The organism is Pseudomonas sp. SA233, from assembly GCF_054792385.1.
Genome location: NZ_CP096449.1, coordinates 4,189,497 through 4,207,946 on the forward strand (window position 1 = coordinate 4,189,497; position 18,450 = coordinate 4,207,946).

The 18,450-nt window shown below is 63.7% G+C and carries 17 protein-coding genes; 8 read left to right on the forward strand and 9 right to left on the reverse strand.

The features are described 5' to 3' along the window. Window positions 1-15: 15 nt before the first annotated feature. On the reverse strand, window positions 16-1,326 hold the full coding sequence (locus tag M1D87_RS19335; RefSeq protein WP_024086280.1) for an IS4 family transposase: 1,311 nt from the start codon (window positions 1,324-1,326) through the stop codon (window positions 16-18). A 261-nt stretch (window positions 1,327-1,587) separates the two neighbouring features. Here M1D87_RS19335 and M1D87_RS19340 point away from each other — a divergent pair, with 261 nt between their 5' ends. After that, window positions 1,588-1,716 (forward strand): hypothetical protein, encoded by a 129-nt coding sequence (locus M1D87_RS19340; protein WP_015271274.1) that lies wholly within the window; start codon window positions 1,588-1,590, stop codon window positions 1,714-1,716. Window positions 1,717-1,808: 92 nt separating this feature from the next. Continuing rightward, window positions 1,809-2,996: an MFS transporter gene (locus M1D87_RS19345; protein ID WP_039612608.1), complete on the forward strand. Its 1,188-nt coding sequence runs from the start codon at window positions 1,809-1,811 to the stop codon at window positions 2,994-2,996. A 124-nt stretch (window positions 2,997-3,120) separates the two neighbouring features. Here M1D87_RS19345 and ydiJ read toward each other — a convergent pair whose 3' ends face one another. Further along, a complete protein-coding gene (ydiJ, locus tag M1D87_RS19350; RefSeq protein ID WP_123083758.1) occupies window positions 3,121-6,141 on the reverse strand; it encodes a D-2-hydroxyglutarate dehydrogenase YdiJ in 3,021 nt (1,006 codons plus the stop codon). A gap of 152 nt (window positions 6,142-6,293) precedes the next feature. Between ydiJ and M1D87_RS19355 the strand changes: the two genes are divergently transcribed. Continuing rightward, window positions 6,294-7,178 carry a LysR substrate-binding domain-containing protein gene (locus M1D87_RS19355; protein WP_013973663.1) on the forward strand — a complete coding sequence of 295 codons (885 nt, stop codon included), beginning with the start codon at window positions 6,294-6,296 and terminating at the stop codon, window positions 7,176-7,178. A gap of 173 nt (window positions 7,179-7,351) precedes the next feature. Here M1D87_RS19355 and M1D87_RS19360 read toward each other — a convergent pair whose 3' ends face one another. The 6 genes from M1D87_RS19360 to M1D87_RS19385 all read right to left on the reverse strand — a co-directional run bounded on the left by M1D87_RS19360 (window position 7,352) and on the right by M1D87_RS19385 (window position 13,949). After that, window positions 7,352-8,770 (reverse strand): amino acid permease, encoded by a 1,419-nt coding sequence (locus M1D87_RS19360; protein ID WP_421091807.1) that lies wholly within the window; start codon window positions 8,768-8,770, stop codon window positions 7,352-7,354. Between the two features lie 725 nt (window positions 8,771-9,495). After that, entirely contained in the window at window positions 9,496-10,563 is a 1,068-nt protein-coding gene (rluB, locus tag M1D87_RS19365; RefSeq protein ID WP_013973666.1) for a 23S rRNA pseudouridine(2605) synthase RluB, read from the reverse strand. A 274-nt stretch (window positions 10,564-10,837) separates the two neighbouring features. After that, on the reverse strand, window positions 10,838-11,608 hold the full coding sequence (gene scpB, locus M1D87_RS19370) for an SMC-Scp complex subunit ScpB (RefSeq protein WP_123083760.1): 771 nt from the start codon (window positions 11,606-11,608) through the stop codon (window positions 10,838-10,840). Continuing rightward, complete coding sequence (locus tag M1D87_RS19375) at window positions 11,595-12,320, reverse strand: segregation and condensation protein A (protein ID WP_183596509.1); 726 nt, start codon at window positions 12,318-12,320, stop codon at window positions 11,595-11,597. The genes scpB and M1D87_RS19375 overlap by 14 nt, the downstream gene beginning before the upstream one ends. A 125-nt stretch (window positions 12,321-12,445) precedes the next feature. Further along, on the reverse strand, window positions 12,446-13,075 hold the full coding sequence (locus M1D87_RS19380) for an L-threonylcarbamoyladenylate synthase (RefSeq protein WP_038408376.1): 630 nt from the start codon (window positions 13,073-13,075) through the stop codon (window positions 12,446-12,448). A 13-nt stretch (window positions 13,076-13,088) separates the two neighbouring features. Beyond that, window positions 13,089-13,949: a PHP domain-containing protein gene (locus M1D87_RS19385; protein WP_061551280.1), complete on the reverse strand. Its 861-nt coding sequence runs from the start codon at window positions 13,947-13,949 to the stop codon at window positions 13,089-13,091. A 67-nt stretch (window positions 13,950-14,016) separates the two neighbouring features. Here M1D87_RS19385 and M1D87_RS19390 point away from each other — a divergent pair, with 67 nt between their 5' ends. The 5 genes from M1D87_RS19390 (at window position 14,017) to M1D87_RS19410 (ending at window position 17,712) form a co-directional block, all read left to right on the forward strand. Continuing rightward, window positions 14,017-14,610 carry a septation protein A gene (locus M1D87_RS19390; protein WP_039612603.1) on the forward strand — a complete coding sequence of 198 codons (594 nt, stop codon included), beginning with the start codon at window positions 14,017-14,019 and terminating at the stop codon, window positions 14,608-14,610. Between the two features lies 1 nt (window position 14,611). Continuing rightward, entirely contained in the window at window positions 14,612-14,911 is a 300-nt protein-coding gene (locus M1D87_RS19395) for a YciI family protein (protein WP_015271283.1), read from the forward strand. Window positions 14,912-15,115: 204 nt separating this feature from the next. Further along, the gene (locus tag M1D87_RS19400; protein ID WP_039612602.1) at window positions 15,116-15,793 is read left to right on the forward strand and encodes a response regulator transcription factor; all 678 of its coding nucleotides are present in this window, start codon (window positions 15,116-15,118) and stop codon (window positions 15,791-15,793) included. 101 nt (window positions 15,794-15,894) lie between these two features. Further along, complete coding sequence (locus M1D87_RS19405; RefSeq protein ID WP_123083762.1) at window positions 15,895-16,311, forward strand: Spy/CpxP family protein refolding chaperone; 417 nt, start codon at window positions 15,895-15,897, stop codon at window positions 16,309-16,311. 60 nt (window positions 16,312-16,371) lie between these two features. After that, a complete protein-coding gene (locus M1D87_RS19410) occupies window positions 16,372-17,712 on the forward strand; it encodes a sensor histidine kinase (RefSeq protein WP_054573796.1) in 1,341 nt (446 codons plus the stop codon). Window positions 17,713-17,861: 149 nt separating this feature from the next. Here the strand turns inward: M1D87_RS19410 and M1D87_RS19415 are convergent, their stop codons facing one another. Next, window positions 17,862-18,419, reverse strand: a complete 558-nt coding sequence (locus M1D87_RS19415; protein WP_013973676.1) for a nitroreductase family protein — start codon at window positions 18,417-18,419, stop codon at window positions 17,862-17,864. Between the last annotated feature and the right edge of the window lie 31 nt (window positions 18,420-18,450).

Sequence of the window (18,450 nt, forward strand, 5' to 3'; positions counted from 1 at the left end):
AGCTGACTGGCATTTTCATTTTCGGGTCGGATATTTTGCAGGGCGCTGCTTCACCACTCTGGGGAACCATCGATCGGGTCGCCGATGGGGTAGGACATACTGAGCCGCTGACGCCTGCAGATCTGCCAAAAAACCTGGCAAGTTGCCGGGATGGTTTAATGACGTGCCATGCAGCAAGCCCAGAATCGCCCAGCTACAAGCGGTAAAGCTCATCTCGCATGGGTACACGCCTGGGCACTGTCTCGACATCTGCACCATCTGATAACGCAATAGGTTGTAGCCCAACAGCACGCCCCACAGCTCTTGCGCAATCATCTCCGGCGTCTTGCTTCTCAGGGTGTATTCGCCCCCCAGAAGTCCTTGTTTGATCTCCCGATAACCCAGCTCGATTTCCCAGCGCTGACTGTAAAGATCAACGATCTCATCGCCAGGGAAGCGCTGCGCATCGGTCATTGAGGTCAAGACACTCACAACCTTTCCTTTGATTGTTTTGCTCAGCAGTCGTGCCCGCATTTCCAGCGGCAAGCCTGGCCATTGCTTGCGGGCCTGGGGCGATGTGCGCAGGACGACCACGGCATCGTTGCGTCCTAGCGTGTGTTCCACCTCGTACTGAGTGCCCTTTTTCACAGGGATCAGCCAGTGTCGATGCTCACCTTGTGACTGCCAGTGGTGCAGCAAGCCCAACGAATAGAAACCTTTATCGAACAGGGTCAGCGAGTGGTTCGGCGTGGTCGCGATCAGCTGCTCTGCCAGCTTCATTTCACTACTGTGGTAGCTCTCGAAAGTGCTGTTTATCAGTAAGTGGCTGGTCAGCTCCATCTGGCAGACCATCCTAACCTGAGGAAAACCGCCATCCCCATGCTGATTGGTAGCGCCCCCGTAAAACGCACGGTTTTCAGCTGTGTCAGGCGTACTCCAGACAACACCGTCCACACCAAGCAGCGTCAAGCCCAACCAGTGCGGGTGCTTGGTTTCTTCGTGCCACCGCTGCTGAGTGAGCGTGAAAACTTCACGTACAGCTTCACTGCCCAGTCGCTGCCGCCCTTGTACAACAGCACTGGGGGCCACCAGAGGCCTCTTGCCCGGCAGCATGATGTCCATGTGGTTTACGACATCCCAAGCCGACATACGGCGGAACAGCGCCATGCCGATGATGCACCACACCAGGCTCTCAAGCGGGAGGCGTCGCTTGCGAATGGTCGCGACACCTGCCGTCTCAAAAGCTTGTTGCACAAGATCAGGATCGAGCAACGCCCCCAGCCCCTCGAGGGCATGTGGCCGCGATGCCATTTCGTGAGTGAGGGAGAGGGCTTGTGACAGGCGCATAAAAAATCCGATGCTCGTTTCCAAGCATCGGATTTTGCGGCCTACGGGCTAAAGCTCAAAGCGTCAGTCTTAACTGACTGGCATTAGCCCGGTGGCCCCATTTTTTATGGAAAAAATGTCCGCTGTTCGCCCGCAAAACCGACAAGCGACCGCCAAAAAAACCCAAACTGTCATCCAGACTTGTGTATCCTGCCCCAGCTTTGCAAAGCTTCAAACGCGCCTGGCGCAGACTTTTCACTCACACTTGCGAGGAACGACGAGATGCATGAAATCCCGAATCTTCCCTTCCCAAGCCTGAACCCAGAAGAGCCAACCGTTACCGTTCACGCCGAACCGGCAGCTGCCGTCGAGCAGGATGGTGACGATCAATCCAGCGCTGACCAGGAATAACCGCGCATCCCCCGACTGTGTGAAAACGGCTGACCTGCGGGCTACCCCCCGTCATCACGTTTTCACACCGTCCAGAACCCACGTAGGCCCTCATGCCCCACTCACCGCGCCCCCTTGCGGTCACCCTGCAAGTCGTCTCCATCGTCCTTTTCACCTTCATCGGCTACCTGAACATCGGCATCCCGCTGGCCGTATTGCCCGGCTATGTGCACAACGACCTGGGCTTCAGTGCCGTGGTCGCGGGCCTGGTGATCAGCGTGCAGTACCTGGCCACCCTGCTCAGCCGGCCTACCGCCAGCCGCATCATCGACAACCACGGCAGCAAGAAGGCGGTCATGTATGGCCTGGCCGGCTGCGGGCTCAGCGGGGTGTTCATGCTGGCCTGCGCCTTCCTCACCCACCTCCCCTGGCTTAGCCTGGCCTGCCTGCTGGTAGGCCGCCTGGTACTCGGCAGTGCGGAAAGCCTGGTGGGCTCCGGTTCCATTGGTTGGGGCATTGGCCGCGTAGGTGCTGAAAACACGGCCAAGGTCATTTCCTGGAACGGCATCGCCAGCTATGGCGCGCTGGCCATCGGCGCTCCGTTGGGCGTGCTGATGGTCAAGAGCCTGGGCCTGTGGAGCATGGGCGTGAGCATCATCCTGCTGTGTGCGCTCGGGTTGCTGCTGGCCTGGCCCAAACAGGCCGCACCGATCGTCAGTGGCGTGCGCCTGCCGTTCCTGCGGGTGCTGGGCAAGGTGTTCCCGCACGGCTCGGGGCTTGCCCTGGGCTCGATCGGCTTTGGCACCATCGCCACCTTCATCACCTTGTATTACGCCAGCCGTGGCTGGGCCAATGCGGCACTGACCCTGAGCCTGTTCGGCGCCAGTTTCATCAGTGCGCGACTACTGTTCGGCAACCTGATCAACCGGCTTGGCGGGTTCCGGGTGGCGATCGCCTGCCTGTCGGTGGAAACACTCGGGCTGCTGATGCTGTGGCTGGCGCCTAGCGCCGAACTGGCGTTGGCGGGGGCCGCACTGAGCGGGTTCGGCTTCTCGCTGGTGTTCCCGGCACTGGGGGTGGAGGCGGTGAACCAGGTGTCGGCGGCCAACCGCGGGGCGGCGGTGGGGGCTTATTCGCTGTTCATCGATTTGTCGCTGGGGGTGACCGGGCCACTGGTGGGCGCGGTGGCGGCGGGGTTCGGGTTTGCTTCGATGTTTCTGTTTGCGGCAGCGGCGGCGGCTTGCGGGCTGGTGTTGAGCCTGTATCTGTATCGGCAGGCGCGGCGTCAGCGGGGTCTTTAAAAACAGGGGGGCGCTTTGCGCCCCTTTCGCGACACAAGGCCGCTCCTACAAGAGACCGCGTTTTTCTTGTAGGAGCGGCCTTGTGTCGCGATGGGCTGCAAGGCAGCCCCCGGGGCCGTGAAGGTCAGCGCTGAGCGTACTGCAGCACCACTTCCAGCGGGTGGCGCATCTGCCGCTCGGTCATGCGCTTGACCTGGCTGCGGCACGAGTAGCCTGTCGCCAGCGGCTCGCCTTCCTTGTCCAGCTTGGTCGCCCACGACTGCTCGAAGATGGTCCGCGAGGTGTCCTGGTTGCGCGCCTCGTGCCCATAGGTACCGGACATACCGCAGCAGCCAGTCGCCTCGGTCACCAGCTTCAGGCCAAGGCGGGCAAACACCTGCTCCCACTGCCTGGTGCTGGCCGGCACGTTGGTCTTCTCGGTGCAGTGCGCCATCAGGCGGAAAGTGCCCGGCGCAGTCGGTGCCTGCTCCGGCAGCACGTCCATCAACCACTCCTGCGGCAACAGCACCTGCGGGCAGCCATCCAGGCCCGGCACTTTCTGGTACTCCTGGCGATACACCAGGGTCATCGCCGGGTCCAGGCCCACCAGCGGCACGCCGCACTCGGCCAGGGCCTTGAGCTGGGTGGCATTGCGGATCGCCGCCTTGGCGAACGCACCGAGGAAGCCCTGAACGTGCAGTGGCTTGCCGTTGGCACTATACGGCGCCAGGAACACCCGGTGGCCCAGGCGGTGCGCCAGGTCGATGAAGGCCGACAGCAGCGGTGTCTCGAAGTAACGGGTAAAGGCATCCTGCACCAGCACGATGCTGCGCTCGCGCTGGGCCGGGGTCAGTTCACGCAGGGCCGGCACGCTGGCCACGCCGACGCGGCAGCGGGTCAGGGTGGCCTGGAAGTTGAAGCGACTGATCAGCGGGCTGTCGACCATGCCGACCTTGTCGGCCAGCAGCTTGCTCACCCACTTCGAGCCCATCACCGCGTTGTACAGCCCGGGCGCGTGAGCCAGGTACGGGATGGTGAACTCCAGCGAACCGATCAGGTAGTCACGCAGCGGGCGCTGGTAGCGGCCGTGGTACAGCTCGAGGAAGCGCGAGCGGAAGTCCGGCACGTTGACCTTGATCGGGCACTGACCGGCGCACGACTTGCACGCCAGGCAGCCGGCCATGGCGTCGTACACCTCATGAGAGAAGTCTTCCTGGCCCTGGCTGCGCGCGCGGTTGTTGCGCAGGCGTGCCGGCAGGCCCTTGAGCCACGACACCTTGTTGCGTGCCGCCGCCAGCACGTCGATGTTGGCCTCGCCCTGCAGGCGCAGCCATTCGCGCATCAGCGAGGCACGGCCCTTGGGCGAGTGCTGGCGCTCGCGGGTGGCCTTCCACGACGGGCACATGGCGTCGTTGGGGTCGTAGTTGTAGCAGGCGCCGTTTCCGTTGCAGTGCACGGCGCTAGGGAAGTCCTGCCACACGCGTTCGTCGATGGTGCGGTCGAGGTCACCGCGCAGGGTCACGCCATCGACCGGGGTCAGGGCCTCGGCACTGCCCAACGGGGTGCAGATCTTGCCCGGGTTGAGCTGGTTGTGGGGGTCGAAGGCGCCTTTCAGGCGCTGCAGCGCCGGGTACAGCTCGCCGAAGTACTCCGGCACGTATTCCGAACGCAGGCCCTTGCCGTGCTCGCCCCACAGCAAGCCGCCATAGCTTTTGGTCAGCGCCGCCACGGCGTCGGAAATCGGCTTGACCAGCGCGGCCTGGGCCGGGTCCTTCATGTCCAGCGCCGGGCGCACGTGCAGCACGCCGGCATCGACGTGGCCGAACATGCCGTAGGCCAGGCCGTAGCCATCGAGCAGTGCACGGAAGTCGGCGATGTAGTCGGCCAGTTGCTCCGGCGGTACCGCGGTGTCTTCCACGAACGGTTGCGGGCGCACTTCGCCCTCGACGTTGCCCAGCAGGCCCACCGAACGTTTACGCATGGTGTAGACGCGGGTCACCGCCTCGGCACCCTCGGCCAGGGTATGGCCCAGGCGCTCGACGCTGGTGTCGCTCTGCAGGTGCTGGATGAACGCTTGCACCTTGGCATTGACCTCGGCCGGCTCGTCGCCGCAGAACTCCACCAGGTTGATGCCCAGGGTCGGGCGCTCGGGGTCGGCCGGGAAGTATTCGGCGACGCTGTGCCAGACGATGTCCTTCATCGCCAGCATCAGCACCTTGGAGTCGACGGTCTCGATCGACAGCGGCTTGTGCGCCATCAACGCGTTGGCGTCACGCAGGGCATCCATGAAGCTGGTGTAGCGCACGTTGACCAGCACGGCGTACTTGGGGATCGGCAGCACATTGAGCTTGGCTTCGACCACATAGCCCAGCGAGCCCTCGGCACCGCACAGCACGCTGTTGAGGTTGAAGCGGCCCTGCTCGTCGCGCAGGTGGGCCAGATCATAACCGGTCAGGCAACGGTTGAGCTTGGGGAAGGTGGCTTCGATGAGATCGGCCTGGGTTTCCTGGATCTCCCTCGCCATGCGGTACACCTCGCCGACCCGGCCGGGCGCAGCACAGGCCTGCTCCAGCGCGGCATCGTCGATCGGCAGGCTGTGCAGGCGCTCGCCGCCGAGCAGCACGCTGTGCAGCTCCAGTACGTGGTCGCGGGTCTTGCCATAGGTGCAGCTGCCCTGGCCGCTGGCGTCGGTGTTGATCATGCCGCCGACAGTGGCACGGTTGGAGGTGGACAGCTCGGGGGCGAAGAACAGCCCGTGCGGCTTGAGCGCAGCGTTGAGCTGGTCCTTGACAGTACCGGCCTGCACCCGCACCCAGCGTTCCTCGACGTTGATTTCGAGGATCTTGTTCATGTGCCGCGACAGGTCGACGACGATACCGTCGGTCAGCGACTGCCCGTTGGTGCCGGTACCACCACCGCGCGGGGTCAGCTTGACCTGCTGGAAGCGCCCCTCGGCCATCAGCGTGGCGACCCGCGCCACATCGTCGGCGTCCAGCGGGAACACCGCCGCCTGTGGCAAGCGCTGGTAGATCGAGTTGTCGGTGGCCAGCACCGTGCGGGTGCCGTAGTCGGCACTGATCTGGCCACGGAAGCCGCTGTTGCGCAGGGCTTCGAGGAATTCGGGGTAGTTGGCGCTCGGGGCAACGGTCGGCAGCTGGGCGATCATCGAAGGATGGCCTCTTGATATTGGCTAATTCACGGGATTCCTGTCGTTCCGGCATGGGTGATGACATGCGGAGGTGACGTGCAGGCCAATGTTCCTGTAGTTTCGTTTCAGGGGCAAACGGATAATCCTGCCGCTATTAATGACTTTCATGAATGAATTACCGCCATCTCACCCCGTCCATGTCGCTGCTACTGGCTTTCGAGGCTGCCGCCCGGCATGAAAGCTACACCCGAGCCGCCGCCGAGCTATCGCTGACCCAGAGCGCGGTCAGCCGCCAGGTGCAGGCGCTGGAGCAGCAACTGGGCCTGACCCTGTTCCGCCGCGAGGGGCGCCAGGTGCAGCTGACCGATGTCGGCCGCCTGTACCAGCGCGAGCTCAGCGAGGCACTGGGGCGCATCCGCAGCGCCACCTTGCAGGCGTTGGCCTACCAGTCGGGGGTAGGCACCTTGCGCCTGGCCACCCTGCCCACCTTCGGTTCGAAATGGCTGCTGCCGCGGTTGCATGCCTTCTACAGCGCACACCCGGGCATGCTGGTGCACATACATTCACGCATCGAAGCCATCAACTTCGACACCAGCGAGATCGATGCCGCCATCGGCGTGGCCAGCCACGACCTGCCGGGGTTGATCTGCCATCGCCTGCATGCCGAGGAACTGGTGGTGATATTGCCGCCTGAGGCTGGTGCGGACAGCCAAGGCTGGAGCCCTGCACGCATCAGTGAAGAGGTGCTGCTGAATGTGGCCAACAACCCGCATGCCTGGGGCGAGTGGTTCTCGCACCATGGCCTGGCGCACCGGGCGATGCGCCTGGGGCCGAGCTTCGAGCTGACCTCGCACCTGATCCAGGCGGTACGGGCCGGGATCGGCATCGGCCTGGTGCCGCGCATACTGGTGGAGGAAGAACTGGCCAAGGGTGAGCTCTACAGCCCAGGGGTGGCATTTGCCAGCCAGCGCAGTTATTACCTGATCTACCCGCCGCGCAATGAGGCGTTGCCGTCGCTGCGGGCGTTTCGCAGCTGGTTGCTGGAGCAGATCTGATTTTTGCCTGTGCCGGCCTCTTCGCGGGTAAACCCGCTCCCACAGGTATAGCGCTGCTTTCAGGTCAGGTGATGTCCCTGTGGGAGCGGGTTTACCCGCGAAGGGGCCGGCACAGGCAACAAAAAACCCGAAGCCAGTCACCCGGCTTCGGGTTTTTCTATCGCCGCAGCGCCTTACTTGGCCACGCTACCAGCAGCCCCAAGCGCCTGCGCCTTGCGACGCGGCTTGACCATGTAGACCACGAACATGGCAAACAGCCACACCGGGATCGCATACACGGAAACCTGGATACCCGGGATCATCGCCATGATGCCCAGGATCAGCACCACGAACGCCAGGCAGATGTAGTTGCCATAGGGGTACCACAGCGCCTTGAACAGCGGCTTCTGGCCAGTGCGGTCCAGGTGCTGGCGGAACTTCAGGTGCGAGTAACTGATCATCGCCCAGTTGATCACCAGGGTAGCCACCACCAGCGACATCAGCAGTTCCAGGGCGTTTTGCGGCATCAGGTAGTTGAGCAGCACCGCGATCAGCGTCACGCCTGCCGACGCCAGGATCGAGCGCACCGGCACACCGCGGCTGTCGACCTTGGCCAGCGACGCCGGAGCGTCACCTTGTTCGGCCATGCCCAGCAGCATGCGGGCGTTGCAGTAGGTGCCGCTGTTGTACACCGACAGCGCTGCAGTCAGGACCACGAAGTTCAGCAGGTGCGCGGCCACGTCACTGCCCAGCAGCGAGAACACCTGCACGAATGGGCTGCTGCCATAGCTGCCACCGGAGGCATCGATACTGGCTACCAGGTTGTCCCATGGGGTCAGCGACAGCAGCACCACCAGGGCACCGACATAGAAGATCAGGATACGGTAGATGACCTGGTTGATTGCCTTGGGGATCACGGTCTTCGGCTTGTCGGCCTCGGCTGCGGTGAAGCCGAGCATTTCCAGGCCACCGAAGGAGAACATGATGAAGGCCAGGGCCATCACCAGCCCGCTGACACCGTTCGGGAAGAAGCCGCCGTGCGACCACAGGTTGGCCACGGTTGCCTCGGGGCCGCCGCTGCCGCTGGTCAGCAGGTAGGCACCCAGGCCGATCATGCTGACGATGGCCACCACCTTGATGATGGCAAACCAGAATTCGGCCTCACCGAAGAACTTCACGTTCATCAGGTTGATGGCGTTGATCAGCACGAAGAACGCTGCCGCCGTGACCCAGGTGGGGATCTCCGGCCACCAGTAGTGGACGTACTTGCCGACCGCCGAAAGCTCCGACATGCCCACCAGGATGTACAGCACCCAGCAGTTCCAGCCCGACAGGAAGCCGGCGAAACCACCCCAGTAGGTGTGGGCGAAATGGCTGAACGAGCCGGCCACCGGCTCTTCGACGATCATTTCGCCGAGCTGGCGCATGATCATGAAGGCGACGAAGCCGCAGATGGCGTAGCCAAGGATCATCGACGGACCAGCGGATTTCATCACGCCTGCCGAGCCGAGGAACAGGCCGGTACCAATCGCACCGCCGAGGGCGATCAACTGGATATGGCGGTTCTTCAGGCCGCGCTTGAGCTCGCCTGAATGCATGTTTTGTCCACTCATGAACGAAGTCACCTGCATTGTTTTTATCTGTGACGGAATCGGACCCACCGCGCTCGTGGCGCAGCGGAATGGGCAAGGTGGTTACCTTGGGTTTCCTGACCTCAGGTGCCGCCGGGGCGGGTCAACCAGGCGTGATCAAGAGTGCGCGGTACGCAAAGGAGTCACAGGTAAAACGCGGCGCACTGTATACCCCTGCAAACGCGCAGGCGTCAACGCGTTGCATCGTTTCCTCGGGAAAAAACGCAGCGATCCTGTGGTGTGGGCCTTGAAAGGCGAAGTGATCGGCGTACATGGCGCCTCCATTTGTTGTTTTGTCAGCCTGGCTCTGTGGACAGGCTTTTGCACACGGCAATAGCGGCTATAACACCGTGGGGCGGGGCTTTGGGCAAGGGTGGGCGGGGCTTGGCTGGCTGTTTTGACGGTGAGCCGGCGGCAAGGTTTGTTTACACGATTCGACCTAATCTGAAATCCGGGCTGAAACCGACCACATTCGTACAATTTTCTTTACAAGGTGGTTCAGGAACTTGCCAGTCGTCCGAAAAATTCTTTTTGTTCAGTATCTTGGGTCCGCTTTGCGGCCCTTTCGCGACACAAGGCCGCTCCCACAGGTGACGCGTTTTCTGTGGGAGCGGCCTTGTGTCGCGATGGGCTGCGCAGGAGCCCCAAATTCTCACAGCCATAAAAAACCAGCCCGAAGGCTGGTTCTGTTTCAACGCAAAGGCCAATCAGCCACGCGGTTTGCCGCGGCCACGGCCTGCCGGCTTGTCACCTTCAGGCTTGGCCGGACGCTTGCGCATTTCGCTCGGGCGTTCGGCCACGGTGCTGCCACGGCCGGTCTTGCGCGGGGCCTCTTCACGCGCCTGGCGCGCCGGGCGTTCGCCGGCAGCAGCACCTTCGTGGGCCGGGCGCAGGCTGCGCACGCGCTCGCCACGGCCCAGCGGGCGGGTCGATTTGCGCTGCAGGCGCTCCATCTTGTCCTTGGCCTTGAGCTTCATGGCTGGCAGCGCCACCGGCTGCAGGCCCACTTCAGCAGCGAGGATGTCGATTTCGCCCTGGGTCATTTCACGCCAGCGGCCCATCGGCAGGTCGGAGTTGAGGAACACCGGGCCGAAACGCACGCGCTTCAGGCGGCTGACCACCATGCCCTGGGACTCCCACAGGCGACGCACTTCACGGTTACGGCCTTCCATCACCACGCAGTGGTACCAGTGGTTGAAGCCTTCGCCACCGGGTGCCTTCTGGATGTCGGTGAACTTGGCAGGGCCATCTTCCAGCATCACGCCGGCCTTCAGGCGCTCGATCATCTCGTCGTCGACCTCACCACGCACACGTACCGCGTACTCACGGTCCATCTCGTAGGACGGGTGCATCAGGCGGTTGGCCAGTTCACCGTCGGTGGTGAACAGCAGCAGGCCGGTGGTGTTGATATCGAGGCGGCCGATGTTGATCCAGCGGCCTTCTTTCGGACGTGGCAGGCGGTCGAACACGGTCGGGCGGCCTTCCGGGTCGTCACGGGTGCAGATTTCGCCATCGGGCTTGTTGTACATGATCACCCGGCGGGTGGCCTCGGCGGCCTCTTCGCGCTTGATCAGCTTGCCATCCACGGCAATGGCGTCGTGCAGGTCGACGCGCTGGCCGAGGGTGGCCTCGACGCCGTTGACCTTGATGCGGCCCTGGCTGATCCAGGCCTCGACGTCACGGCGCGAGCCAACGCCAATGCGCGCCAGCACTTTCTGCAGCTTTTCGCCGGATGGAGGGGTGATCTCGGTATCTTGCAGGTCTTGCTCACTCATCTGGGCACCTCCCGGTGTAGGAATGAAATAAGGGTTCTGGCGACGAACGCGCCAAAAGGCCGCGCATCATACGCGGTTCGGCGGGGGAACGCACTGGAGGGTAGAGGGTTTTGTGGGCTTTGCGAGGGGTTTCTGCCTAATGGTTATGTATTGGCAGTACCGGCCTCTTCGCGGGTAAACCCGCTCCCACAGGTACCGCATCACTCTCAGGGCCTGTGATATCCCTGTGGGAGCGGGTTTACCCGCGAAAGGGCCAGCACAGACAACAGAAGATTCAAGGCTGCACCTTGCCCTCTTCTTCAACAGCAGCCTCAGTCTCTTCCTCGCGCAAATCATCGAAATCGGTCTTCAGCCCCTCTTCCATCGCATCCAGCTCCACCAGCAGGCTACGGAAGCTGGTCTCCTCCTTCGGCTCGGCAACCTCTTCCTCTTCCCCAAGGCTGGCATCCGCCAATGCCTGCAGGTGCGCCGGCACTGGCGCATCATCCGGGTCGAGCAGCGGCTCGGGCTCCATCTCCCGCAGCTCGGCCAAGGCTGGCAGCTCGTCCAGGCTCTTGAGGTTGAAATGGTCGAGAAACGCCTTGGTAGTGGCAAACATCGCCGGCCGCCCGGGCACTTCGCGGTAGCCGACCACGCGGATCCACTCGCGCTCCATCAGGGTCTTGATGATGTTGCTGTTCACCGCCACGCCGCGCACATCTTCGATTTCGCCACGGGTGATGGGCTGGCGGTAGGCGATCAGGGCCAGGGTTTCCAGCAGCGCGCGCGAGTAGCGCTGCGGGCGCTCTTCCCACAGGCGCCCGACCCACGGCGCAAAGTCCTCGCGAATCTGCAGGCGGTAACCGCTGGCCACCTCCTTGAGCTCGAAGGCGCGGCCGTTGCACGACTTGCCCAGCAGCTCCAGCGCCTGCCTGAAGACCTTGGGCTCCGGTCGCTCGGCTTCCTCGAACAGTTCGTACAGGCGCTCCAGGGATTGCGGCTTGCCCGAAGCCAGCAGAAAGGCTTCGATCAGCGACGCCAGGTCGCGGGGTTCATTCAGGTTCATCAGGGTCTTCAACAAGCGCCGGGCGAAGCCGCACGTGGATGGCGGCGAAGGGTTCATTCTGCACCAGTTCGATCAGCGATTCCTTCACCAGCTCGAGAATCGCCATGAAGGTCACCACCACGCCCAGCTTGCCCTCCTCGGCGGCGAACAGCTCGACGAACGGCACGAAACCGCCGCCCTTCAGGCGTTCCAGCACCTGGCTCATGCGCTCGCGGGTGGACAAGGTCTCGCGGGTGATCTGATGGCTTTCGAACAGGTCGTTGCGGCGCATCACCTCGGCCATCGACACCAGCAGCTCTTCCAGGCTGACCTGGGGCAACAGCTTGCGCACCTTGGCCTGCGGCGCCTCCAGCCGCGGCACCACCAACTCGCGGCCAACCCGTGGCAATTCATCGATACCTTCGGCGGCGGCCTTGAAACGCTCGTACTCCTGCAGCCGGCGAATCAGTTCGGCGCGCGGATCACCCTCCTCCTCCTCGACCTCGGCCGAGCGCGGCAGCAACATGCGCGACTTGATCTCGGCGAGCATGGCAGCCATCACCAGGTATTCGGCGGCCAGCTCCAGGCGCACGCTCTTCATCAGCTCCACGTAGCCCATGTACTGGCGGGTGATTTCCGCCACCGGGATGTCGAGGATGTCGATGTTCTGCTTGCGGATCAGGTACAGCAACAGGTCCAGCGGGCCTTCGAAGGCTTCGAGGATGACTTCCAGAGCGTCCGGCGGGATGTACAGGTCCAGTGGCAGCTCGGTCAGGGCTTCGCCATAGACCAGTGCCAACTGCAGCTGCCGAGGCGTTTCGGCCTGTTCGGCCGGTGCCTCGGGCGTTTCCACCTGGCTCACGCGTTGACCAGGAACGGCGTGGGGTCGCCGCAGCCTTCACGGACCAGTTCCGGTTCATCGCCGGACAGGTCGATGATGGTCGATGCCTTGAGGTCACCGAAACCGCCGTCGATCACAAGGTCGACATGGTGCTCCAGGCGCTCACGGATCTCGTAAGGGTCGGTCATTGGCTCGGTGTCGCCCGGCAAGATCAGGCTCACACTCATCAACGGCTCGCCCAGTTCAGCCAGCAAGGCCAGGGTGATGGCATGGGCCGGCACCCGTAGCCCGATGGTGCGCCGTTTGTCGTGCAACAGCAGGCGCGGCACTTCGCGCGTGCCATTGAGGATGAACGTGTAAGGCCCCGGCACATGTGCCTTGAGCAGCCGGAAGGTGCCGGTGTCGACCTTGGCGTACAACCCCAGCTGCGACATGTCGCAGCACATCAGGGTGAAGTTGTGGGTCTTGTCCAGCCCGCGCAGGCGCCGCACCCGTTCGATGGCCGCCTTGTCACCCATCTGGCAACCCAGTGCATAGGCCGAATCCGTCGGGTACACCACCACACCGCCCTTGCGGATAATCTCGACGGCCTGCTTGATCAGGCGCTGCTGCGGGTTCTCCGGATGAATCTGGAAAAATTGGCTCACGTAGTCGTCCTGTTCATACCGCCAAAGGCTGTTCATGGCTGAATCGGCGCCACAGAGGTGGCAGGTCCTCGGGCAAAGGCCGGTAGGCACCGATCTCGCCCCAGGTGCCGGGGCCGTGGAAGTCACTGCCAGCGCTTGCCAGCAGGCCGAACTCACGGGTGAGGATGGACATGGTGCCCACCTGCTCGGCAGGCATCATCCCGTTGACCACTTCAAGCGCCTGCCCGCCTGCCTGAATATAGTCGGCAATCAGCCTTCTGCGCTTGCTGCGGGTCAGATCGTAGTGCATGGGATGCGCCAGGCTCACCCATGCATTGGACTGGCGCAAAGTGGCGACGGTTTCATCGAGGGTCGGCCAGTGCTGCTTGACGTCCCCCAGCTTGCCAGCGCCCAGCCATTTGCGAAACGCCTCGCCGCGATCCTTGACGTGCCCGGCACGCACCAGGTACTCGGCAAAATGCGGGCGCGCCGGGGCGTTGCCGCTATCGCCCAGTTCGTGCTGCACGGCGCGAGCGCCGTCGAGGGTACCGCGCATGCCCTTGGCCGCCAGCCGTTTGTCGATTTCTTCGGCGCGTAGCCAGCGGCCACGGTGCAGCGCTTCGATCGCCGCCAGCAGGGGCGGTGCGTCGAGCGGGAAGTCATAGCCCAGCACATGGATGGTCGCGCCACCCCAGGTGCACGATAGCTCCACCCCGCTGACCCAGTGCATGCCCTTGTCGCGGCACGCCTGGCGCGCCTCGGGCAGGCCTTCGATGGTGTCATGGTCGGTCAGTGCCAGCGTTTGCACCCCATGCTCATGGGCCCGGGCGACCAGTATCGAGGGCGACAGGGCGCCGTCGGAGGCCGTGCTGTGACAGTGCAGATCAACATTCATGGAGGAGCGCTTTCGCTGGAATCGATGTTTGTTATTATGCCGTCACATCCCGATTCTGGCTGCCATTGTGAAACAATTCATCGATTTCATCCCGCTGCTGCTGTTCTTCATCGTCTACAAGCTCGACCCGCGCCCCATGGAAGTCGCCGGCCACAGCTTCGAATTCGGCGGCATCTACAGCGCCACGGCCATGCTGATCATCAGCTCGCTGGTGGTCTACGGCGCGCTGTTCCTGCGCCAGCGCAAGCTGGAAAAGGGCCAGTGGCTCACCCTGGTGGCCTGCCTGGTGTTCGGCGGCCTGACCCTGACCTTCCACAGCGAAACCTTCCTCAAGTGGAAGGCACCGGTGGTGAACTGGCTGTTCGCCCTGGGCTTCGCCGGTAGCCACTTCATCGGCGACCGGGTGCTGATCAAGCGCATCATGGGCCACGCCCTGAACCTGCCCGATGCCATCTGGACCCGCCTGAACCTGGCCTGGATCGGCTTCTTCCTGTTCTGTGGCGCGGCCAACCTGTTCGTCGCCTTCACCTTCCAGGACTTCTGGGTCGACTTCAAGGTGTTCGGCAGCCTGGGCATGACCGTGATGTTCCTGGTAGCGCAGGGCGTGTACCTGTCGCGCCACCTGCACGACGACCCTTCTACCTCCAAACCCAAGGATTGACATGCTCTACGCCATCATCGCCAGCGACGTCGCAAACTCCCTGGAAAAGCGCCTGGCTGCCCGCCCGGCGCACATCGAACGCCTGCAGCAGCTGAAGGCCGAGGGCCGCGTGGTACTGGCCGGCCCACACCCGGCCATCGACAGCAACGACCCGGGCGAAGCGGGTTTCAGCGGTAGCCTGATCGTTGCCGAGTTCGACTCCCTTGCCGCGGCGCAGGCCTGGGCCGATGCCGACCCTTACATTGCCGCGGGCGTGTACGACAAGGTGGTGGTCAAGCCGTTCAAGCAAGTGCTGCCTTGATCTGAGACCGCGTGGGCTTCTTCGCGGGTAAAACCGCTCCCACAGAGACGGCGCAGGCTTCGAGCTTGCACTGCTCCTGTAGGAGCGGGTTTACCCGCGAAGAAGCCCACGCGGTACCGGCAGTTATACTGTTGCCATCAGTCTGCGGTATCTTTGCCACTGGCGGGCCGAATAGCCGCCGTCAATGGTTGAATTGAGTGAGTCATGAGCGAGCTGTTACTGATAGATGATGACCAGGAGCTGTGCGAGCTGCTCGGCAGCTGGCTGTCCCAGGAAGGGTTTACCGTGCGCGCCTGTCACGATGGCCAGAGCGCACGCCAGGCCTTGGCCACGCATGCCCCGGCGGCCGTGGTGCTGGACGTGATGCTGCCCGACGGCAGTGGCCTGGAACTGCTCAAGCAGTTGCGCAGCGAGCATGCCGAACTGCCGGTGCTGATGCTCTCGGCCCGCGGCGAGCCGCTGGACCGCATCCTCGGCCTGGAACTGGGCGCCGACGACTACCTGGCCAAACCTTGCGACCCGCGTGAACTCACCGCTCGCCTGCGTGCCGTGCTGCGCCGCAGCCACCCCACCGCCACCACCAGCCAGGTGGAACTGGGCGACCTGGTCTACAGCCCTGCCCGTGGCGTGGCCAGCATCGATGGCCGCGAAATGACCCTGACCCTGTCCGAAAGCCGCATTCTCGAAGCCCTGCTGCGCCAACCCGGCGAGCCGCTGGACAAGCAGGAACTGGCGCAGATCAGCCTGGGCCGCAAGCTGACCCTGTACGACCGCAGCCTGGACATGCACGTCAGCAACCTGCGCAAGAAGATCGGCCCCCACGCCGATGGCCGGCCACGCATCGTCGCCCTGCGCAGCCGTGGCTATTACTACTGCCTCTGAACATCTTTACCGAGCCTTTACCATCCGCTGACCGCGCTTGACGGTGATCTCCCTAGACTGTGCTCATCCGGTAACCACCGGCCCATGAAAGGAGAGACACCATGCGCAAGACCCTTATCGCCCTGATGTTCGCCGCCGCCCTGCCGACCGTGGCCATGGCCATGCCTGAAGGCGGCATGCGCCACGATGGCCCACATCATCGCGGTGATGCGCCTTTCCACCAGCTGGACCTGAGCCGTGACCAGCGCCAGCAGATCGGCAAGCTGATGGGCGAGCAGATGAAACAGCGCCGCGACATCACCGAGCGCTACCTGTCCAAACTGCCGGCTGCCGACCAGAAGGCGATGAAGGACGAACTGCAGGCCAACCGCGACAAGACCGACAGCGCGGTCCGCGCCCTGCTCAAGCCTGATCAGCAGAAGAAGTTCGACGAACTGCAGAAGGAACGCGCCGCACGGAAAGCCGAGTGGCAGGAGTTCCAGGCCTGGAAAGCTGAAAAAGGCAACAAGGCCCAGTAAGCTGTCCGCCCGATGCCCGGCCCGCCTCAGTGCGAGCCGGGCTTTTCTTGTTAGCAGGAGGTGCACTTGCGTTCACTGTTCTGGCGCATCCTGGCCAGCTTCTGGCTGGCCATCACCCTGGTTGCGGGCCTGTCGATCCTGCTGGGCCACATGCTCAACCAGGACGCCTGGATCCTCAGCCGCCACCCGGGCCTGAATACCCTGGCCAGCAAGTGGGCCAAGCATTACGAACAGGAAGGCCTGGCTTCGGCACAGCATTTTTTGGAACGGCGCAAGGACCGCTACAAGATCGACGTGCAGGTGCTCGACGACAGTGGCGAAGCCGTGGTGCCCGGCACCTTCCCGCGCCGTGCGGCGGCCTTCGAGGCACGCCAGCACAATGACCAGCGGCGCCTGCCGTGGCGCCGGTTGACCGAGGAATACACCAGCCCCGACACCGGCCAGACGTACCTGCTGATCTACCGCATCCCCCACCCGGCGCTGGATGCCTGGCACCGCGAAAGCCTGCTGTGGCCGCTCAGTGCGCTGGGCATTGCCCTGGTGGTGCTGACCCTGTTCAGCCTGCTGGTGACCCTGTCCATTACCCGCCCGCTCAGCCGTCTGCGCAGCGCCGTGCACGACCTGGGCCAGACCACTTACCAGCAGAACAGCCTGGCGCAGTTGGCGGCGCGGCGTGACGAATTCGGCGTGCTGGCCAAGGACTTCAACAAGATGGGCGCGCGCCTGCAAAGCACCATCGGCAGCCAGCGCCAGTTGCTGCGCGATGTGTCCCATGAACTGCGCTCACCGCTGGCCAGGCTGCGTATTGCCCTGGCCTTGGCCGAGCGCGCCGAGCCTGAGCAGCGTGAGGCGCTGTGGCCACGCCTGACCCGCGAATGCGACCGCCTGGAAGACCTGATAAGCGAAATTCTCGCCCTGGCACGGGTCGATGCCGAACAGGCCCATGCCGAGCCGGTGGACCTCAACGCCCTGCTCGGCAGCGTGCGCAAGGATGCCCAGCTCAGCGCACCGGAGCAGGATGTGCGCCTGGAGGCTCAGCCGGGGTTGACCTTGCAAGGTTGGCCAACGCTGATCGAGCGTGCCGTGGACAACCTGCTGCGCAATGCCCTGCGCTTCAACCCGCAGGGCCAGCCGATCGAAGTCAGCGCCGCGCGCGAGCAGGACCGTATCCTGATCAGCGTGCGTGACCATGGGCCGGGGGCGGCGGCGGAGCACCTTGCGCAGTTGGGGGAACCGTTCTTCCGTGCACCGGGGCAGGATGCGCCGGGACATGGGCTGGGGCTGGCGATTGCACGCAAGGCGGCGGAGCGACACGGTGGCAGCCTGGTACTGGAGAACCATCCACAGGGGGGCTTCGTGGCGCGGCTGGAGTTGCCTGTGACTGAAGCGACAGGCAGTTGATTTGATGTAAATGCATCCGGCCTCTTCGCGGGTAAACCCGCTCCCACAGGTAACCGCGCAAGGCCTGAAACTTGCGCCACACCCTGTGGGAGCGGGTTTACCCGCGAAAGGGCCGGATGCCTTGATACTGCAATCAGCCCAAGGCTGCGTTACTCGCCCCAGGCACTGACGAAATCAGCGGTTTCCAGAATCGGCGCGGTGCGCGGCTCGGTCAGCGGCGTACCCACATACAGGTAACCGATCAGCTCCTCGTTCGCGGCCAGCCCCAGGCCCTTGTGCACATGGGCATCGAAAGCCATGTCCCCGGTGCGCCATACCGCACCGATACCTTGCGCATGCGCCGCAATCAGGATGCCGTGCGCGGCACAGCCCGCCGCCAGCCGCTGCTCGGACTTGGGCACCTTGAAGTGGTCCTGCAGCTTGGCAATCACCACGATCAGCAACGGCGCCCGCAGGGGCATGGCGCGGGCCTTGTCCAGAGCTGCCTGGGTGGCATCCCCCTTGTGCTGCAGCGCTTCGGCGAACAGCTCACCCAGCTTCTCGCGGCCCTGGCCTTCGATGGTGAGAAAGCGCCACGGCCGCAGCTGGCCGTGGTCCGGGGCGCGCAGGGCGGCCTGGAACAGCGCCTCGCGCTGGGCGGCATTGGGCGCCGGGTCGGTCAGGCGTGGCACGGAAACACGGTTGAGCAATGCGTCGAGAGCCTCCATCGGCTACCCTCCTGGCAGGTAAATGTGCGGC

Excerpts from the sequence above, each read along its gene's own strand:
- M1D87_RS19340 (WP_015271274.1), top strand. The coding sequence starts at position 1,588 with ATGCATGAAATCCCGAATCTTCCCTTCCCAAGCCTGAACCCAGAAGAG.
- M1D87_RS19360 (WP_421091807.1), bottom strand. The coding sequence starts at position 8,770 with ATGAGTGGACAAAACATGCATTCAGGCGAGCTCAAGCGCGGCCTGAAG.
- M1D87_RS19355 (WP_013973663.1), top strand. The coding sequence starts at position 6,294 with ATGAATTACCGCCATCTCACCCCGTCCATGTCGCTGCTACTGGCTTTC.
- rluB (WP_013973666.1), bottom strand. The coding sequence starts at position 10,563 with ATGAGTGAGCAAGACCTGCAAGATACCGAGATCACCCCTCCATCCGGC.
- M1D87_RS19400 (WP_039612602.1), top strand. The coding sequence starts at position 15,116 with ATGAGCGAGCTGTTACTGATAGATGATGACCAGGAGCTGTGCGAGCTG.
- M1D87_RS19345 (WP_039612608.1), top strand. The coding sequence starts at position 1,809 with ATGCCCCACTCACCGCGCCCCCTTGCGGTCACCCTGCAAGTCGTCTCC.
- M1D87_RS19385 (WP_061551280.1), bottom strand. The coding sequence starts at position 13,949 with ATGAATGTTGATCTGCACTGTCACAGCACGGCCTCCGACGGCGCCCTG.
- scpB (WP_123083760.1), bottom strand. The coding sequence starts at position 11,608 with ATGAACCTGAATGAACCCCGCGACCTGGCGTCGCTGATCGAAGCCTTT.
- M1D87_RS19405 (WP_123083762.1), top strand. The coding sequence starts at position 15,895 with ATGCGCAAGACCCTTATCGCCCTGATGTTCGCCGCCGCCCTGCCGACC.
- ydiJ (WP_123083758.1), bottom strand. The coding sequence starts at position 6,141 with ATGATCGCCCAGCTGCCGACCGTTGCCCCGAGCGCCAACTACCCCGAA.
- M1D87_RS19335 (WP_024086280.1), bottom strand. The coding sequence starts at position 1,326 with ATGCGCCTGTCACAAGCCCTCTCCCTCACTCACGAAATGGCATCGCGG.
- M1D87_RS19395 (WP_015271283.1), top strand. The coding sequence starts at position 14,612 with ATGCTCTACGCCATCATCGCCAGCGACGTCGCAAACTCCCTGGAAAAG.
- M1D87_RS19415 (WP_013973676.1), bottom strand. The coding sequence starts at position 18,419 with ATGGAGGCTCTCGACGCATTGCTCAACCGTGTTTCCGTGCCACGCCTG.